Source organism: Streptomyces sp. NPDC091387 (assembly GCF_044756945.1).
In the GTDB taxonomy this organism is placed as follows: Bacteria; Actinomycetota; Actinomycetes; order Streptomycetales; family Streptomycetaceae; genus Streptomyces.
The window spans coordinates 85966-102137 of sequence record NZ_JBIVTZ010000013.1 but is presented as its reverse complement, the minus strand read 5'-3'; the positions used below and the strand labels follow the sequence as shown (position 1 = coordinate 102137).

13 protein-coding genes, 1 tRNA gene and 3 pseudogenes are annotated in these 16172 nt (G+C 72.6%); 10 read left to right on the top strand and 7 right to left on the bottom strand.

Features of this window, described 5'->3' with window-relative positions:
• The first annotated feature begins 31 nt into the window (after positions 1–31).
• Both ACIQM0_RS26500 and ACIQM0_RS26495 read left to right on the top strand, forming a co-directional pair.
• The gene (locus ACIQM0_RS26500; RefSeq protein WP_401291041.1) at positions 32–1576 is read left to right on the top strand and encodes an alpha/beta hydrolase; all 1545 of its coding nucleotides are present in this window, start codon (positions 32–34) and stop codon (positions 1574–1576) included.
• A 119-nt stretch (positions 1577–1695) separates the two neighbouring features.
• Positions 1696–1769: transfer RNA gene (locus tag ACIQM0_RS26495), tRNA-Thr, on the top strand.
• Positions 1770–1911: 142 nt separating this feature from the next.
• Here ACIQM0_RS26495 and ACIQM0_RS26490 read toward each other — a convergent pair.
• The 4 genes and pseudogenes from ACIQM0_RS26490 to ACIQM0_RS26475 form a co-directional block, all read right to left on the bottom strand.
• Positions 1912–2067, bottom strand: a pseudogene (locus tag ACIQM0_RS26490) (LysR family transcriptional regulator); the annotation flags it as partial.
• A 596-nt stretch (positions 2068–2663) separates the two neighbouring features.
• Entirely contained in the window at positions 2664–3242 is a 579-nt protein-coding gene (locus tag ACIQM0_RS26485) for a TetR/AcrR family transcriptional regulator (protein ID WP_401291038.1), read from the bottom strand.
• Positions 3243–3397: 155 nt separating this feature from the next.
• Positions 3398–4789 (bottom strand): amidase, encoded by a 1392-nt coding sequence (locus ACIQM0_RS26480; protein ID WP_401291035.1) that lies wholly within the window; start codon positions 4787–4789, stop codon positions 3398–3400.
• Positions 4776–4985: a hypothetical protein gene (locus ACIQM0_RS26475; protein ID WP_401291032.1), complete on the bottom strand. Its 210-nt coding sequence runs from the start codon at positions 4983–4985 to the stop codon at positions 4776–4778. Before ACIQM0_RS26475 ends, ACIQM0_RS26480 begins: the two co-directional genes overlap by 14 nt.
• A gap of 141 nt (positions 4986–5126) precedes the next feature.
• On the opposite strand from ACIQM0_RS26475, the gene ACIQM0_RS26470 reads away from it, so the two are divergent.
• From ACIQM0_RS26470 to ACIQM0_RS26455, 4 genes and pseudogenes are all read left to right on the top strand, one after another.
• Positions 5127–6365 carry an MFS transporter gene (locus ACIQM0_RS26470; protein WP_401291029.1) on the top strand — a complete coding sequence of 413 codons (1239 nt, stop codon included), beginning with the start codon at positions 5127–5129 and terminating at the stop codon, positions 6363–6365.
• 51 nt (positions 6366–6416) lie between these two features.
• Positions 6417–7319, top strand: coding sequence for an MBL fold metallo-hydrolase (locus ACIQM0_RS26465; RefSeq protein WP_401291026.1), 903 nt, complete (start codon positions 6417–6419; stop codon positions 7317–7319).
• 86 nt (positions 7320–7405) lie between these two features.
• A pseudogene (locus tag ACIQM0_RS26460) lies at positions 7406–8025 on the top strand (inositol monophosphatase family protein); the annotation flags it as partial.
• A gap of 316 nt (positions 8026–8341) precedes the next feature.
• Positions 8342–8932, top strand: a complete 591-nt coding sequence (locus tag ACIQM0_RS26455) for an HAAS signaling domain-containing protein (RefSeq protein ID WP_401291023.1) — start codon at positions 8342–8344, stop codon at positions 8930–8932.
• Between the two features lie 18 nt (positions 8933–8950).
• Here the strand turns inward: ACIQM0_RS26455 and ACIQM0_RS26450 are convergent, their stop codons facing one another.
• A complete protein-coding gene (locus tag ACIQM0_RS26450) occupies positions 8951–9757 on the bottom strand; it encodes an SDR family oxidoreductase (protein ID WP_401291020.1) in 807 nt (268 codons plus the stop codon).
• Between the two features lie 186 nt (positions 9758–9943).
• Between ACIQM0_RS26450 and ACIQM0_RS26445 the strand changes: the two are divergent.
• Positions 9944–10753 (top strand): annotated as a pseudogene (locus ACIQM0_RS26445) (FtsX-like permease family protein); the annotation flags it as partial.
• A gap of 60 nt (positions 10754–10813) precedes the next feature.
• Here ACIQM0_RS26445 and ACIQM0_RS26440 read toward each other — a convergent pair.
• A complete protein-coding gene (locus tag ACIQM0_RS26440; protein ID WP_401291017.1) occupies positions 10814–11497 on the bottom strand; it encodes a phosphotransferase in 684 nt (227 codons plus the stop codon).
• A 186-nt stretch (positions 11498–11683) separates the two neighbouring features.
• On the opposite strand from ACIQM0_RS26440, the gene ACIQM0_RS26435 reads away from it, so the two are divergent.
• From ACIQM0_RS26435 to ACIQM0_RS26425, 3 genes are all read left to right on the top strand, one after another.
• Positions 11684–13042 (top strand): alpha-lytic protease prodomain-containing protein, encoded by a 1359-nt coding sequence (locus ACIQM0_RS26435; RefSeq protein ID WP_401291015.1) that lies wholly within the window; start codon positions 11684–11686, stop codon positions 13040–13042.
• Positions 13043–13155: 113 nt separating this feature from the next.
• Entirely contained in the window at positions 13156–13989 is an 834-nt protein-coding gene (locus ACIQM0_RS26430; protein ID WP_401291013.1) for a carbohydrate-binding protein, read from the top strand.
• Between the two features lie 173 nt (positions 13990–14162).
• Positions 14163–14375: a hypothetical protein gene (locus ACIQM0_RS26425; RefSeq protein WP_401291011.1), complete on the top strand. Its 213-nt coding sequence runs from the start codon at positions 14163–14165 to the stop codon at positions 14373–14375.
• Positions 14376–14395: 20 nt separating this feature from the next.
• Here ACIQM0_RS26425 and ACIQM0_RS26420 read toward each other — a convergent pair whose 3' ends face one another.
• Positions 14396–16108, bottom strand: a complete 1713-nt coding sequence (locus ACIQM0_RS26420; RefSeq protein ID WP_401291009.1) for a bifunctional 3'-5' exonuclease/DNA polymerase — start codon at positions 16106–16108, stop codon at positions 14396–14398.
• Positions 16109–16172: the final 64 nt, after the last annotated feature.

The following is a 16172-nucleotide window of genomic DNA, read 5'->3' as shown; positions in this document are numbered from 1 at the left end:
CGAGTCGTCACCCGGCGGCTACGCTCCGGACATGGACACCAGGCGCCCGCTCCGCACTCTCGCCCTCGCGCTCGGCACTGCCGGCCTCCTCATCTCCGGCTGCACCAGTGGGAGTTCGACGACGAGCGCCTCCTCGCCCGCGCCTGCGGCCACCGCCTCCCGCGTCCCCGCGGCGCTGAAGACGTTCTACGCGCAGCACCTCAGCTGGCGGGACTGCGGTGTCACCGGATTCCAGTGCACCACGATGAAGGCGCCGCTCGACTACGCGAAGCCGGACGGCGGCGAGATCAAGCTGGCGGTGTCCCGCAAGAAGGCCACCGGGCCCGGCAAGCGGATCGGCTCCCTGCTGGTGAATCCGGGCGGCCCCGGCGGATCGGCCATCGGCTATCTCCAGGGCTACGCCGCGATCGGCTACCCCGCCCAGGTGCGGGCCCGCTACGACATGGTGGCCATCGATCCGCGCGGGGTGGCGCGCAGCGAACCCGTCACCTGTCTCACCGGTCCGCAGATGGACGCCTACACCCAGGTCGACCAGACGCCGGACGACGCGGGCGAGGTCACCGCGCTGAGCGGTGCGTTCAAGAAGTTCGCCACGGGCTGCGAGCAGCGCTCGGGGGAGATCCTGCCGCATGTCTCCACCGTCGAGACGGCGCGTGACATGGACATCCTGCGCGCGTTGCTCGGTGACGACCGGCTGAACTACGTCGGGGCCTCGTACGGCACGTTCCTGGGCGCGACGTACGCCGAACTCTTCCCCGCACGGGCCGGGCGGCTCGTCCTCGACGGCGCGATGGACCCGTCGCTTCCCTCGGTCGAGATGAACCGCGACCAGACCGCGGGGTTCGAGACGGCGTTCCAGTCCTTCGCCGGTGACTGCGTGAAGAAGGCGGACTGCCCGCTCGGCACCACGTCCACGTCCGAGGCCGCGAACCGGCTGAAGCAGCTGTTCGCCGACCTCGACGCCAAACCGATTGCCACGGGTGACCCCCGCAAGCTCGGCGAGTCCCTCGCCACCACGGGCGTCATCGCCGCCATGTACGACGAGACGGCCTGGCCCCAGCTCCGCGAGGCGCTCACCGCCGCCGAGAAGGGCGACGGTTCCGGCCTGCTCTCCCTGGCGGACAGCTACTACGAGCGCGAGCCCAATGGCTCGTACGCGAACCTGATGTACGCCAACGCGGCCGTGAACTGCATCGACCTCCCGCCCGCGTTCACCACCTCCAAGGCCGTCACCGAGGCACTCCCCACCTTCGAGAAGGCCTCCCCGGTCTTCGGCAAGGGCTTCGCCTGGGCCTCCCTGAACTGCGCCTACTGGCCGGTCCGCGCCACCGGCACCCCGCACCGCATCACGGCGGAGGGCGCGGCCCCGATCGTGGTGGTCGGTACCACCCGGGACCCGGCCACCCCGTACAAGTGGGCCGAGTCCCTGGCCGGCCAGCTCTCCTCCGGCACCCTCCTCACGTACCAGGGCGACGGCCACACGGCGTACGGCCGCGGCAGCGACTGCATCGACACGGCGATCAACACGTACCTCCTGGAGGGCACCCCGCCGAGCGACGGCAAGAAGTGCTCCTGATCCCACCCGCCCCGCCGCTGACCTGCGACTACACCCCGGCGACAGGCCGGTACGGAGCACCCTCGGAAACTGTGTAGACTTGGGCCCGCTGCTGATCGCACCATGGTGTGACAGGGCGTGCCGCCTTAGCTCAGTTGGCCAGAGCAACGCACTCGTAATGCGTAGGTCTCGGGTTCGAATCCCGAAGGCGGCTCTGTAGAAGCCTCAGGACTCACTCGCCGTGACCTGGGGCTTTTGCTTGTCCTTTTCCCTGGCCCTTTTCTCGGGTTCTCCTTTGCTGCCTGGTGTTGTGCGCCGTGACGATCGGGCGTTGTGACGGTCGGGCGCTGTGACGGTCAGGTGTTCAGTGGCGCGAACAGCGGCTGGACGGTTTCGGTGGCCAGGTCGCGCAGCCAGGTGTGGGCGAGGTCGTTGTCGTAGCGCTGGTGCCACAGCGAGTGCAGCGGGACGTCGGGGAACCGGAGCGGCGGCGGCAGCGTGACCAGGCCGAGGTTCCCCGACCTGATCGTGGAGATGTCTCAACTGGTCAGGACCGGGGCTCTGCTCCCCGCTCAAGCTGCTCGGGGTCGGGCATGCCGAGCACGGAAGGGAATCGAAGCCGACCTGTGGGAAGGTGATCCGCTCCGTCGGCCCACGCCCGGAAGCCCGCTATGGCGAAGGCGAGGTGAAGCTGCCCGGTCGCGCGACGGCATACCGGCGGCTCGACGGCCTGGAGCGGCGGCGGCTCAAGCGGCGCAGCCTCCCGTGTGGGCACATCCTCGGCGCAGGCCACGTACAACCGCCGCTGCGGCAGCAAGGCTGGTTGGCCTGCCGCTCTGCTGCGGCCGGCGGCAGGAACAGATCCGCAAGCTGGAACAGGGCCTGGACGGCGAGCTCCTGGTCCGCGGCGGAGTCAAACACTCCATGCAGCTCACCATCCTCGGCAAGAAGGTCGTGGCCGCCGCGGCTCCGTATACCGACCAGGGCGGTGACCTCCACGGACCACGCCACAAGCCGAAGGCCCTAGCCTCGCCCGAGCCGCGGCAGCCCGCGGGCATGAGCAACGGTGAATCTGGGCGCCTCCTGCGCGGGCCGCGAGGAATCTGGATCATGGGAGGGGGTGTTCTTCGCCCGCGTCGAGGAGCTCGGTCACGAGCCGACGGGCGTACGCGGCGTCGAGTCCGGCCGGGCGGAAGAGGATGCGGTACATCAGGGGGGCGACCACGCGGTCCATCGCCGTCTCGACGTCGGGAGTGTTCTCCTCGCGGCCGATCGCGCGGGCGAGCATGACGTCGACCTGTTCGGCCGCGTAGGCCGAGCACTGACCGGCGTAGCTGCCGTCCGGGTCGCCGAGCAGAGCGTCACGGATGTAGGCGCGGCCGGAAGGGGACGACATCTCGTCAAGGAACTGTTCGGCCCAGGCCGTCAGGTCGGACAGCAGGTCACCGTGGTCCTCCGGCGCGGTGTCGGGCCGCAGGCGCTCCACCGCGACGTCCGACAGCAGCTCCTGAAGGTCGCCCCAGCGGCGGTAGATCGTCGAGGGGGTGACTCCGGCGCGCTGGGCGACCAGCGGGACGGTCACCGCGTCGCGGCCCCGCTCCGACAGGATGTCGCGGACAGCGGTGTGCACCGAAGCCTGGACCCGTGCACTGCGCCCGCCGGGGCGCACCATCGGCTTACGACTCATGACTCCACTTTAAAGCACAGTTCTTGCGTTTAGGAGGAGTGTGCCGGCTCGACGGCCGCACCAGGGCCCCCTCGCTGCGGGCACCCAGTCCTGATCCCGACCGGAGCCGAACGTCATAGGGGCCGGTCAGGAACCGCCCGGCCCGCAGGCCGCTCTCAGGCGGCAGGCGCGAGCGATCGGGCGGGCTGCGTCCGCTCGTAGGCGTGGCCCACCCGCAGCAGCTGCCGCTCGCCGAAGGGTCGCCCGAGCAGCTGCATGCCGATCGGCATGCCTGCCGTGTCGTGGCCCACCGGGACGGACAGGGCGGGCACTCCGGTGATGTTGGCCGGGGAGGACAGACGCACGTAGGCGTCGGAGACGGCCTCGGTCGAGCCGTCGGACCAGGTGACGCTCTCCTGGCCGGCCTTCACCGCGGTCATCGGGACCGCCGGGGCGGCGATCACGTCGACCTTCTCCAGAATGCGGGCCCATTCTTCCTGCATGAGCGTCCGGGAGCGCTGGGCACGCAGATAGTCGCCCGCGCCCATCAGCTCACCGGCCTCCAGGAGGATGCGGACGTCCGCCCGGTACAGCTCGGGGACGGTACGCAGCGTGCCCTCGTGGTAGGCGGTGGCCTCCGGAACCATCAGCCCCCACTGCGTGGCCTGGATGTACCGGGTCATCGGGATGTCGATCTCGACGAGATGGGCGCCGAGCGTCTCCAGCTGCGCGATGCCCCGGCGGACGGCGGTCTCCACCTCCGCGTCGACATGGTCGAAGTAGTAGTTGCGTGGTACCCCGACGCGCACGCCCGCCAGGTCCGGCTCCCGTTCCGGCTGGTGGTCGACGGCGGGGGCGTCCAGTGAGGCGGGGTCACGCGGGTCGTGCCCGGCGAGGACGTTCAGGACCAGGGCCGCGTCCTCGACGGTGCGGGTGACCGGGCCGACGTGGTCCAGCGACCAGGACAGCGATGTGACGCCGTGGCGCGGCACCAGCCCGTAGGTCGGCTTGAGGCCGACGACCCCGTTCAGCGCGGCGGGAACCCGGATCGACCCGCCGGTGTCGGTGCCGAGGGCGAAGGTCGCCGCCCCAGCCGCCACCGCGACGGCGGACCCGCCGCTGGAGCCTCCCGCGACCCGGCCGCGGTCCCAGGCGTTGGCGGTCTGCGGGGTGGTCAGGCCGTAGGCGAACTCGTGGGTGTGGGTCTTGCCGACCAGGACGGAGCCTGCGGCCCGCAGCCGGGCGGCGACCGTGCTGTCGGCGGCGGCGCGGTGGCCGGCCCGGACCCGGGAACTGGCGCTGGTGGGCGAACCGGCGACGTCGATCAGGTCCTTGAGCCCGGCCGGGACGCCGTGCAGTGATCCCCGGAACATGCCGCGGGCCGCTTCCCGCTCGGCCTCCCGCGCCGCGCCGCGGGCCTGCTCGGCGGTGACCGCGACGTACGCCTCGACGTGCGGGTCCACCTGGTCGATGCGTTCGAGGACCGAGTCCACCAGCTCGACGGGGGACAGCCGGCGGGCCCGGATCCGCTGCGCGGCGTCGGCGAGGGTCAGCTCATACGGCTGCATCGTGCTTCTCCTTTCCGGCGCGGTAGGCGCCGGCGGGCGGGGTGTCCCCGAAGTCCAGCTCACGCAGGACCGAGACGACGGAGTGGATGTGGTTGGCGGTGGTGGCGACTGCGGCGTGGCGGTCATCGGGCAGCGGAAGTCCGGCACGGGCGGCCCAGAGGTCGGCCTCGGGCGGCGTGAGTTCAACGGGGGGCACGGGTTTCTCCTGATCAGGGGGGGCGTGGCAACGAAGCCCCCGCGCTAAAAGCCAACGGTTTGCGTTAACCCGACCATAGGTCCTACTGTCGAGTTAACGCAAATTCATTGCATTTACGGAAGGGGTCCCATGCCCGGCGTCATGTCCGACGCACCCGCGCACGTCGCCCATCGGGCCGCGAAGAGGCGCACGGCTTCTTTCGCCCTCGACGTGTCGATACTCGCGGCCCTCCTGGCCGCGTCCAGCGCTCCGACCCCGCTCTACCCTCTCTACCAGGACCAGTGGGGCCTCTCCGCGCTCGCCGTCACCGTGGTCTTCAGCGCGTACGCCCTGGCCCTGTTGCTGGCCCTGCTCACCACCGGAGCGCTCTCCGACCACCTGGGGCGACGCCCTGTCCTGGCAGGCGCCCTGCTCATGGCGGCCGCCTCCATGGTCCTCCTGGCCTCAGCGGACGGCGCGGGCTCCCTGACCATCGCCCGGGTCCTGCAAGGAGCGGCCACCGGCGCGGCCACCAGCGCCGCGGGCGCGGCGCTCCTCGACCTGGAGAACCCCCGGCGCCCGGGCCGGTCCGCCCTGGCCAACAGCGTCACCCCGGTCGCCGGTATGGCCACCGGCGTGCTCGTCTCCACCCTGCTCGTCCGTTTCGCCCCCGCCCCCACCGTCACCGTCTACGTACTGCTGGCGGCGTTGTTCCTCGCCCAGGCGATCGCGGCCACCTTCACCACGGAGACGGCCCACCGCCGCGTGGGAGCGCTGCGGTCGCTGCGCCCGCGGGCCGGCGTCCCGCCCCCGGTCCGCCGCACCCTGCTGGCCGCGGGCGCCGCTGTCGGCACCGTCTGGGCGCTGGGCGGCTTCTACTCCTCCCTCGGCCCGGCCCTCGTGGGCCTGGTGGCCCCCGACGCCCCGCAAGCAGCCCGTGGCATGGTCTTCTTCACCCTCAGTGCCACCGCCGCGCTCACCGTATGGGCGCTGCGGCGCAGGCCGCCCCGCGCCACGGCGATCGGCGGCTGCCTGTCCGTCCTGCCCGCCGCGGCCCTGACCCTGAGCGGTCTGCACGGCGCCGGGCTGCCCGCGGTCTACGGCGGCGCGGTACTCGCCGGCATCGCCTTCGGCGCCGTTTCCCAGGGGGCGCTGCGTATGCTCCTCGCCTCGCTCGACGAGCGGGACCGCGCCGCGACACTGGCCGCCTACTACATCCTCAGCTACCTCTCCATGAGCCTGCCCGCCGTCGCCGCGGGCGCCGCCACCCAGCACTACGGGCTGGGGGCCACCTCACACGCCTACGCCATCACCGCCGCTCTCCTCGCTCTGGCGGCCCTGGCGGCACTCACCGCGTCACGACACGGGGCGGCCCGCCCCGAAGCCGGCCGCTCCCACTGAAGAGAACAACCGACCGCTTCCGTCGAAGAGAACCAAAGGAAACGACACACCATGCACACCTCCCCCGCTGCCACTCCCATCCCCTCCTGGACCGTGGGCGGCGTCACCGTCCACCGCATCGACGAAGTCGCTCTGCCGCTCGCGACCGGACCCTGGCTGCTGCCCGACGCCACCCCTGAGATGGTGACCGCCCAGGACTGGCTGCACCCCCACTTCGCCGGCCAGGACGGGATTCTGCACATCGACAGCCACAGCTTCGCGTTCGTCGTGAACGGGCTGCACGTTCTCGTCGACACCGGCATCGGCAACGGCAAGGAGCGGGCCAACCCGGCCTGGCACGACCTGCGGACCGACTTCCTGGAGCACCTCACCGGCGCCGGTTTCCCCCCGGACTCCGTCGACCTGGTGATCCTCACCCACCTGCACGCCGATCACGTCGGCTGGAACACGCGGCAGGTGAACGGCGAATGGGTCCCCACCTTCCCCAACGCCCGCTACCTCACCTCCCGCGCAGAGCGGGAGTTCTGGGCCACGTACGACATGGAGGAGCCTCGCGAACAGATGTTCCGCGACTCCGTGATCCCGGTCGAACAGGCGGGTCTGCTGAGCACGGTCGACGTCCCGCACGAGGGGGCCGAGATCGCCCCCGGCCTGCGCTTGATCCCGACACCCGGCCACACCCCCGGCCACGTCGCCGTGGAACTGACCAGCCAGGGTGAGACGGCACTGATCTCCGGCGACTGCGTCCACCACCCCGTCCAGCTCGCCCACCCCGTCATCGGCTCCTGCGTCGACATCGACCCGCGGCAGTCCGAGGCCACCCGCCGCAAGCTGCTCCGCTCCCTCGCCGGCACGGACACCCTCCTCCTCGGCACCCACTTCGCACCGCCCACCGCCGGCCGCGTGATCGCCCACGGGGACGCCTACCGGTTGGAGCCCGTCCCCGCTTCCTGATGCCGTTGCCACGCCGCCCAGGGCACCGCAGGTATGGCCCAGCCCCTCGGCCCCCACCAGGGCCGCTCCTCTCGAATTCGCCGCCGAGGGCCCGGCCAGGATCTCGGTGGGCCGAGGGCGAACTGGCCGGGGCGCGCTCCCGGCCGGGGAGTGGTGGGTCGTGGACCCCGCCGAGGGCAACATCAACCACGTCCAGGCCCTGCCGGAGTGGGCCGTCACCGCGACCCTGGTCCGCGACAACCGGCCGGTGCTCACCGGCGTCCACCTGCCGCTGACCGGCGACACGTACACCGCTGTCGCCGACGGCGGCGCCCGCCTCAACGGCCTCCCGTTGAAGGTGTCCGCCAAGGCCGACCTGGGTGCCGCGCTCATCGGCACCGGTCAGGCCAGGCCCGGCGAGGACGAGCGCACCTTCCGGCGGATCGGCGACTCCGTCACCGCCATGCTCGTCAACGGACTCGTGGTGCACGTGTCGGTTCCCGCCACGACGCAGCTCATCCATGTCGCCGCCGGCCGCACGGACGCGTTCTGGCAGTTCTCCGACGTCCGCTCCGGGCTGGTCGCCGGCGCCCTGCTCGTCTCCGAGGCCGGAGGCACCGTCACCGACCTGGCGGGCGAACCCTGGAGCACGGGCGGCCGCGACTTCCTCGCCGCCGCCCCCGGCGTCCACGCCGCCGCTCTCAAGGTCCTCGCGCCGATCGCCTGAACGGTCACCCGCGCTGCCACCTCCACCAGCCCCGCCCGACACCGCGAGGAGCATCACCTCATGACCGGCATCGGCATCCTGGGCACCGGCCGAGGCCACGAAGGGGAGGGGCGTGTGAAGGGTTGGGGAGGGGGGTGGACGGGCCGGTCGGTGTGGGGTTTCGCCTGGTACATTGCAATGCATGGAACCAGGTGAGGTGAGACGTCGGCCCACGGGCAGGGCGCAGTTCACCGCGATCCGGCCCGGTTCCCGTGGGGCCGTCGACCACTCCTCACGCCGGGCACGGGGCTCGGTGGGCACCTGGAAGGGCACACTCTTGAAGACCGATGAATCACTGGTGCGGGACTACCTCGCGGCAGTCGAACGCGAGACGTCGACGCTGCCGCCCGCGGCCCGCCAGGAACTCATCGCCGACCTCGGCGAACACATCGAGGTCGCGCTCGCCGAACGGCCCGGCGGTACCCGCGAGATCCTGCGCGAGGTGGGCGACCCCCGCGCGATAGCCGCGACGGCGTTCCAGGAGCTCGGCGGCGGCACCGCGGGAGCGAGGGCCCGCAAGCCGGGTCGCCGCCGCTCTCCGGTGTGGCTGCCCCTGGTACTCCTGCTGGTCAGCACCGTCCTGCCCTACCTGGCCCGGAACGTGGTCCTGAACTGGATAGCCCTCGCGGGCCTGGTCTCCGGCGTCGTGATCGTGTGCCGGGCCCGCTACTGGACGGTGGCCGAGAAATGGACCGGGGTGGGTCTGGCCTTTCTCGTCCCTCTCGTGATCAAGGTCGGCTGGTACGTCTTCGTCCTCGACGATGACGGAAGCGCCGCTGACCCGGCGCTGCGCTGGTCGGTCGTCGCCCTGACACTCGTCGTGACGCTGGCCGGTACCGGGTGGCTGTGGCGGACCAAGCGCCCGTGAACCGTCCCTGACGAGCGGTTACGCCGAGCCGCCGTTGCTCTTCAGCAGCTGGCCATTGATCCACTGGCCCTGCGGTGAGCAGAGGAAGTCGACCAGGTGCGCGGTGTCCCGAGGGGTTCCGAGGCGGCCGAGCGGGGTGCCCCGGAGGCAGGACTCCGCGACCTCCTCGTTCATCCAGCCGGTGTCCACCGGGCCGGGGTTGATGACGTTGGCCGTCACGCCCAGGTGCGCCAGCTCGTGCGCGGCGGCCAGGGTGATGCGGTCCAGGGCGCCCTTGCTCGCGCCGTACGGGAGGTTGCCGACGGTGTGGTCACTGGTCAGGGCCACGATCCGGCCGGTCCCTGCCGGGGCGCGGAAGCGCAGCCCGTACTCCCGGATCAGCAGCCAACTGGCGCGGGAGTTCACGGCGAAGTGCCGGTCGAAGCTCTCGACCGTGGTGTCGAGGAGCCCGGAGTCGACCGACTCCGCGTGGCTCAGCACGAGCGCGGTGACCGGTCCGATGGTGCGTTCGGCCTCGTCGAAGATCCGGGCCGGGACGTCGGGATCGACGAGGTCCGCCTCGATCGCCGCGGTGCGCGCGCCCTGCTCGGCGAGGGATGCGGCGATCGTCGTCGCCGCCCCCTGCTCTTCGCCCCAGGCCATGCGCCTGTCGTAGGGGGTCCAGTAGCTGAACGCGATGTCCCAGCCGGACGCGGCCAGTCGGTGGGCGATGCCCGCGCCGATGCCGGCCGTACGGCCGACGCCGGTGATCAGCGCGAGGGGGCGGGGCGACGTGGCTCCGGGGGATCGCGGGGAGGGCTGGGGCTGCTGCTCGGCTGTCGTCACAGGGCGGGATCCTTCTCGACGGCCGCACTGCCCGCAACAGCATGTGGAGCCCGTCGGTATCCGGCCACCGTTCGTGGGTCCTCACCGCCGGCCCGGCCCGTACCAGGGACGGTGACCCCGGCGGTGACCTGGACCCTGTCCCGCTAGCCCCGCAGGTACGCCAGTACCGCCAGCACCCGGCGCTTCGTCCGCTCCGAGGCCAGGGCGGTGGACCCGGCGGACGCGGCGGCGGTGTCCGCGCTGTCGGTGGTGGCGGGCCGGTTCGCCGACCTCGACGACGGCGGCATCGTCGTCAACGAGGAGTGGCTGACCACGACGATCGGCGAGCGCGTCGGCGTCTGGCTGGGCGACGGCCGCAAGGTCACCCTGCGGGTCGTGGCCGTGCTCTCCACCGGTACGGGCAACAACGGCGTCTACCTCACCCCGCGCAACGCCGCCGGGGCCGGGATCGACCGGATCGACGTCCGGGTCCGGAGCGGCACGGACCGGTCGGCCGTGGCGGAAGCGCTGTACGCGGCCGGCCGGGCGACCGGCACCGACGTGCTGACCACGGCGCAGTGGGTGAGGGCCGGCCACCCGCCCACCGGCGGCAGTACCCGGCTCGGGCTGCTGATGATCCTGGCGATAGCACTGGTGTACACGGGGATCGCGCTGGCCAACACCCAGGTGATGGCCACCGCGGACCGGGTGCGGGACCTGGCGGTGCTCCGTCTCGCCGGGGCGACGAAGGCGCAGGTGCTGCGGCTGGTCGGGGTGGAGGCGCTGGCCGTGGTCGCGGTGGGTGCGGTGCTCGGCGCGGTCGTCGCCGCGCTGAACCTGCTCGGCGTACGGACCGCGCTCGGACTGCTCGACGTCGGGTCCGGCGTCGTCGTCCCCTGGGCGGTCATCGGCCTCGTGGTGGCGGCGAGCGCGGTCCTGGCCGTGGTCTTCGCCGTGCTGCCCGCCTGGCTCGCGCTGCGCACCCGGCCGGTCGAACTGGCGGGCACGCGCGAGTGACTGTGCTCCGCGGTGGGCCGGCGGACCGGGCCCACCGCGGGCCCGGTCCACGGCCGGATCTCATCCCGACAGTGCGGCGACCAGGGCCGACGCGTCACCGATGAGGGCCACCTCGGCCGGGCTCATCGTCGGATTGGCGGCGCGGCGGGCCGCCGCGGCGGCGAGGTGGCGGGCCGGGATGCCGTCGTCGGCGGCGGCCAGGAGGGGCATCAGGGTGTCCAGCAGCGCGCGGGCACCCGCCGCTTCCGGGACCTGGGGATCGACCGCGACCTGGGCCAGGATCAGCGCGGACATGGCCCGGTCCAGGGCGGGCGGGCCCTCCTCTGTGTTGCTCCAGTCGATCACCATGGGGCCGTCGGCCGTCAGCATCACGTTGCCCGGATGCAGGTCGAGGTGGAGGATCCGGTCCCCGGGATCCTCCGAGAGCCGGGCCGGGACGCTGTGCAGATCGGCGAGCAGGCCGGCCAGCATGGCGGAGCCCTCGTCCCCGCCGAGCGCGCCGGAGACCAGGGCCTCCAGCATCGTCGGACCGGTCAGGCGCTCCATGACCAGATCGCCGGGACCTGCCGACACGGGCAGCGGACCGAGCCGGGGGATCGGGTAGCCGGAGGCCGAGAGGTAGGACATGACAGGCATCTCGCGGGTGGCGTCCAGCCCGACGCGGTAACGCCGCAGGACCCACTGCTCATCCAGTTCGTATACGTCGGCGGAGCGTCCGGTGCCCAGCAGTTGACCTATTCGCATGAGGGGAACCTACTCGCGCCGGTCGCGGGCGGGGAGACCGGGAGCGGGTGTTTCGCCGTATCGCCGCCGGTCACGGCTGCCCCATAACGTGACGCGATGGGCGGACGGGATCTCCTGGAGCCGGTTGCACGCGGCTACGTTGTCGGCAATTCCCCCGCAACCAAGGAGAGTTACGTGGAGAGATCCATGCTCCGAAGACGTGCATCGGCCGTGTGCACCGCCACCGTGGCCGTCGGTGTGCTCGCCCTGGCCGGACTGACCGGCACCGCGTCCGCCGACCCGTCCCCCGCACCCTCCGCGCCCGTCGCCGGGGCGGAACAGCTCTCTCCCGGCTTGCTCAAGGCGATGGAGCGCGACCTCGGGCTCAGCGCCGACCGGGCGCGGTCCAGGGTCGGCGCGGAGACCCGCGCGGCAGCCGTGGCCGCCGGGCTGCGGCACTCGCTCGGCGCCGGATTCGCCGGGGCCCGGGTGAGCGGCGACGCGGCGGAACTGACCGTCGCCACCACCGACGCGGCGGACACCGCGAGGATCACCGAGGCCGGTGCGCGGGCCGTCGTCGTCGGACACAGCCTGGCCGAACTCACCTCTGCCAAGGCCGCCCTCGACCGGGTGGCGCTCCACCGGGCGCCGGAGGACATACCCGTCTGGTACGTCGATGTGCGCACCAACCGCGTCGTTGTCGAGGCCGGCCGGGGCGCCGCCACCGACACCTTCCTCGCCGCGGCCGGAGTGCCGCGGAAACTGGTGACGGTCAGTCAGTCAGCGGGTGTACCGCGTACGTTCACGGATCTGCGCGGCGGTGACGCGTACTACATGAACGGCACGGGCCGCTGCTCCATCGGCTTCCCCGTCAAGCGCGGCACCCAGGGCGGCTTCGTCAGCGCCGGGCACTGCGGAACCCCGGGCGTCAGCACCAGCGGCTACAACCAGCAGGCCCAGGGCTCCTTCCAGGGCTCCACCTTCCCCGGCCGCGACTACTCCTGGGTCGCCGCGAACACCGGCTGGACCCCGCGGCCGCTGGTGAACGGCTACGGCAACGGTGATGTGACGGTCACCGGTTCCACCGAGGCGCTGGAGGGCTCGTCGGTCTGCCGCTCGGGCTCGACGACCGGCTGGCACTGCGGCACCGTCCAGCAGCGCAACAGCAGCGTCACCTACCAGGAGGGCACCGTCTCCGGAGTGACCCGCACCAACGTGTGCGCCGAACCCGGCGACTCCGGCGGCTCGTTCATCTCCGGCAGCCAGGCCCAGGGCGTCACCTCCGGCGGCACCGGCAACTGCTCGCAGGGCGGCACGACGTACTTCCAGCCGGTGAACCCGGCGCTCCAGGCGTACGGACTCACCCTGGTCACCAGCGGCACCCCGCCCGATCCGACCGACCCGACCGATCCCACCGAACCCGGCGGGAGCTGGGCGGCCGGCACGGTGTACGCCGCGGGCGACGTGGTGACGTACGGCTCGGCCGGCTACCGCTGCCTCCAGGGGCACCAGGCCCAAGCCGGCTGGACGCCCGTGAACGTCCCCGCCCTGTGGCAGGCGCTGTAGCACCCGGACCGCGTTCCGAGCCCCTCCGGCGATCGAGGAGCGGGGCCCGGCGCAGTGCCCCGGGCCCCCACGCACCCGCACGTGCCCTTCCCCACCATCCCGAGGAGTCCGCCATGACCCCCGACCCCGTTGACCGCTTCTCCGAAGACCGGCGGATCAGCCGTAAGACACTGCTCAAGGCGGCCTTGGTGGCCACCGCGGTCCCGCTGTTCGCCGGGACCGGGGTGGCGCTGGCCCGCGACACCGGTACCACCGCCCTGCCGCTCGCGCCGACCCCGGACTGCGACGACGGCGACGAACCGACCCACGACCAGATCGAGGGCCCGTACTTCAAGCCCAACTCCCCGCTCCGCACCAGCCTGGTGACCTCCAGTACGCCCGGCGTCCGGCTGACCGTCAGCGGCTACGTCTTCGGCCGGGCCTGCGAGCCCGTCGCCGGGGTGCTGCTCGACTTCTGGCAGGCCGACACCAACGGCGGTTACGACATGAGCGGGTTCGGCTTCCGCGGGCACCAGTTCACCGACGCCTCCGGCGCGTTCACCCTCTCCACCGTCGTGCCGGGGCTGTATCCCGGCCGCACCCGGCACATCCATGTGAAGGCCCAGGCGCCCGGCTCGGGAATCCTCACCACGCAGCTCTACTTCCCGAACGAGCCGCGCAACAACACCGACGGCATCTTCGACCCGGCGCTCCTGATGAACGTCCGGGCGGTCGGCTCCGCGAAGGAGGGGACCTTCGACTTCGTCCTCGACATCGCGCAGGACCCGACGGACCCGACCGATCCGACGGACCCGACCGATCCGGGCGGCGGCTGGGCGACGGGCACGCTCTACAACGCGGGAGACCGCGTCACGTACGGCGGGGTCGCGTACCGCTGTCTGCAGGCGCACACCGCCCTGACCGGCTGGGAGCCGCCGAACGTCCCCGCGTTGTGGGAACGCGGGTAGACGAGCGGACCGGCGGGCACCACCGCCGCCGCGGGTGCCCCGGGCTCCTCCCCCGGGGCACCCGCCGTTCCCGGGCCGGGGCTGCTCCACGGGCCGCCGTCGCGGCTGTGCGCGCAGTAGCCTGGAGGGACGGCAGGGGGATGGCGGGGGACGGGCCGAGGAGGCCAGAACGCATGGAGACCCTGATCGCCGTGGTGGCAGTCATCGGCATGATCGCCGTGGTGGCGCTCGCGATCCATCTGCTCAACGGACGCGACCGCCACCGGCACCTGGCCGCCGCCGCTGTTCCCCGGGACCACGGGCTCACCGTGTTCCGCACCCCGGCCGCCGGCCGCCGTGGCGGCGGCACGCCGCCTCCGGCGCCACATCCGCCGCACAGCCCCTGACCCCCTCGTTTCCCTGACCCTCATTTCGCGTCCGAGTAGCGCCGCACCACCGCCGTGGTGAACGGGAAGCGCACCGGTGTCTCGCCGAAGGCGGTCCGTCCGGCCAGTTCACCGGCGGCCCGGATCGCCTCCACCACCGTCTCGGCCTCCTCCAGCGGACAGTGCACGACCACCTCGTCGTGCTGGAAGAAGACCAGTTCGGCCCGGAGCCCGGCGGCGCCGAGCGACTGACGCAGGGCGGCCAGGAGCAGCAGTGCCCAGTCGGCGGCGCTGCCTTGCACCACGAAGTTGCGGGTGAAGCGGCCGCGCGCGCGGGCGTCGGACGAGGCGTAGCCGGGTGTGAAACCGCCGTCCCCCGGGCGCTCGGAGCCGTCCGCCGACAGGTCGTCGCCCTCCTGCGGGATACCGGCCTCGCCGTCGTCCCCGCGGCCGGCCGCGGGCGGGCTGGTGCGGCCGAGCCAGGTCCGTACGAGACGGCCTTCCTCCCCCGCCTTCGCGGCATCGTCCACATAGGCGACGGCGTGCGGGAATCTTCGGCGCAGGGCGGCCAGATTCTTCAGGCCGTCCCCCGAGGTCTGGCCGTAGACGGCGCCCAGCAGGGCGATCTTGGCGTGGTCGCGGTCGCCGTGGAAGGCGCGGTCGGACAGCGCGGTGTAGAGGTCGCCGTCGTGCCCGGCCACCTCCATGAGGCCCCGGTCGCGGGAGATCGCGGCCAGCACTCGCGGCTCCATCTGGTCGGCGTCCGCGACGACCAGCCGCCAGCCGTCGTCGGCGACGACCGCCTGCCGGATCACTTTGGGGATCTGGAGGGCGCCGCCGCCGTTGGTCGTCCAGCGGCCGCTGACCGTGCCGCCCGGCTGGTACTCGGGGCGGAAGCGGCCGTCGCGGACCCAGTCCTGGAGCCAGCTCCAGCCGTGGGCCGTCCAGATCCGGTAGAGCTTCTTGTACTGGACGAGCGGCCGCACCGCCGGGTGGTCCAGCTCCTCCAGCTCCCAGCGGCGGGTCGACTTCACCTTGATGCCGGCCTGGGCGAACGCCCGCACCACGTCGGCGGGGAGGTCCGGGCGGACCCTGCGGCCGAAGGCGGCGGACACCTCGTCCGCCAGCTCGGCCAGCTTGCGGGGCTCGCCACCGCCCGCGTACCGCTCGCCCAGCAGCTCCTGGAGGACGTCCCGGTGGACGTCGGCCCGCCAGGGCAGCCCCGCGCGGTTCAGCTCGGTGGCTACCAGCATGCCGGCCGACTCGGCAGCCGTCAGCAGGAGCATCCGGCCCGGACGGTCCGTGGCGTCGTGCCGGGCGAGCTGGTCCGCGTAGACCCGGAGCAGGGCGTCGAAGGGCAGGTCCGTGCCGGACCTGGGCTCGAACAGGGAGGACTGGGAGCCGGGCTCCGCCGAGCGCGGCGGTGGATCGGGCGGCACCGCGACGCCCAGCAGCCGGGCGTGGGCGGCGGCCGCGGAGCGGGGTTCGCCGAGCCGGCCCTCGTGTGCCAGCAGGAGGGACTCGGCGGCCTCGATGTCGTAGCAGCGCGCCACGGGCACCCCGGCGGCGAGCAGTCGGGGGTAGATCTCGGCGGTCGAGCGCCACACCCAGCGGGTGACTCCGGGACGCGAGCGGACGGCCTCGACCAGATCGGGTTCGGTCACGACCGGGGCGGTGGGCAGGCCGGTGCGGTCGAGCGGGACGAGGCGTGCGCCACCGCTCTCCGTGGTGGCCAGCGCCCAGCGTTCGGTCATATGGCCGAGTCTGGCACCCGGCACTGACAGCGAGGCGGCGTGCGCGCACGCGTCGAGGACGGGA

Bases quoted from the DNA above. Each gene is read 5' to 3' on its own strand.
- ACIQM0_RS26440 (WP_401291017.1), bottom strand. From the start codon at position 11,497: ATGCGAATAGGTCAACTGCTGGGCACCGGACGCTCCGCCGACGTATAC.
- ACIQM0_RS26485 (WP_401291038.1), bottom strand. From the start codon at position 3,242: ATGAGTCGTAAGCCGATGGTGCGCCCCGGCGGGCGCAGTGCACGGGTC.
- ACIQM0_RS26425 (WP_401291011.1), top strand. From the start codon at position 14,163: ATGGAGACCCTGATCGCCGTGGTGGCAGTCATCGGCATGATCGCCGTG.
- ACIQM0_RS26435 (WP_401291015.1), top strand. From the start codon at position 11,684: ATGCTCCGAAGACGTGCATCGGCCGTGTGCACCGCCACCGTGGCCGTC.
- ACIQM0_RS26430 (WP_401291013.1), top strand. From the start codon at position 13,156: ATGACCCCCGACCCCGTTGACCGCTTCTCCGAAGACCGGCGGATCAGC.
- ACIQM0_RS26470 (WP_401291029.1), top strand. From the start codon at position 5,127: ATGTCCGACGCACCCGCGCACGTCGCCCATCGGGCCGCGAAGAGGCGC.
- ACIQM0_RS26500 (WP_401291041.1), top strand. From the start codon at position 32: ATGGACACCAGGCGCCCGCTCCGCACTCTCGCCCTCGCGCTCGGCACT.
- ACIQM0_RS26465 (WP_401291026.1), top strand. From the start codon at position 6,417: ATGCACACCTCCCCCGCTGCCACTCCCATCCCCTCCTGGACCGTGGGC.
- ACIQM0_RS26420 (WP_401291009.1), bottom strand. From the start codon at position 16,108: ATGACCGAACGCTGGGCGCTGGCCACCACGGAGAGCGGTGGCGCACGC.
- ACIQM0_RS26480 (WP_401291035.1), bottom strand. From the start codon at position 4,789: ATGCAGCCGTATGAGCTGACCCTCGCCGACGCCGCGCAGCGGATCCGG.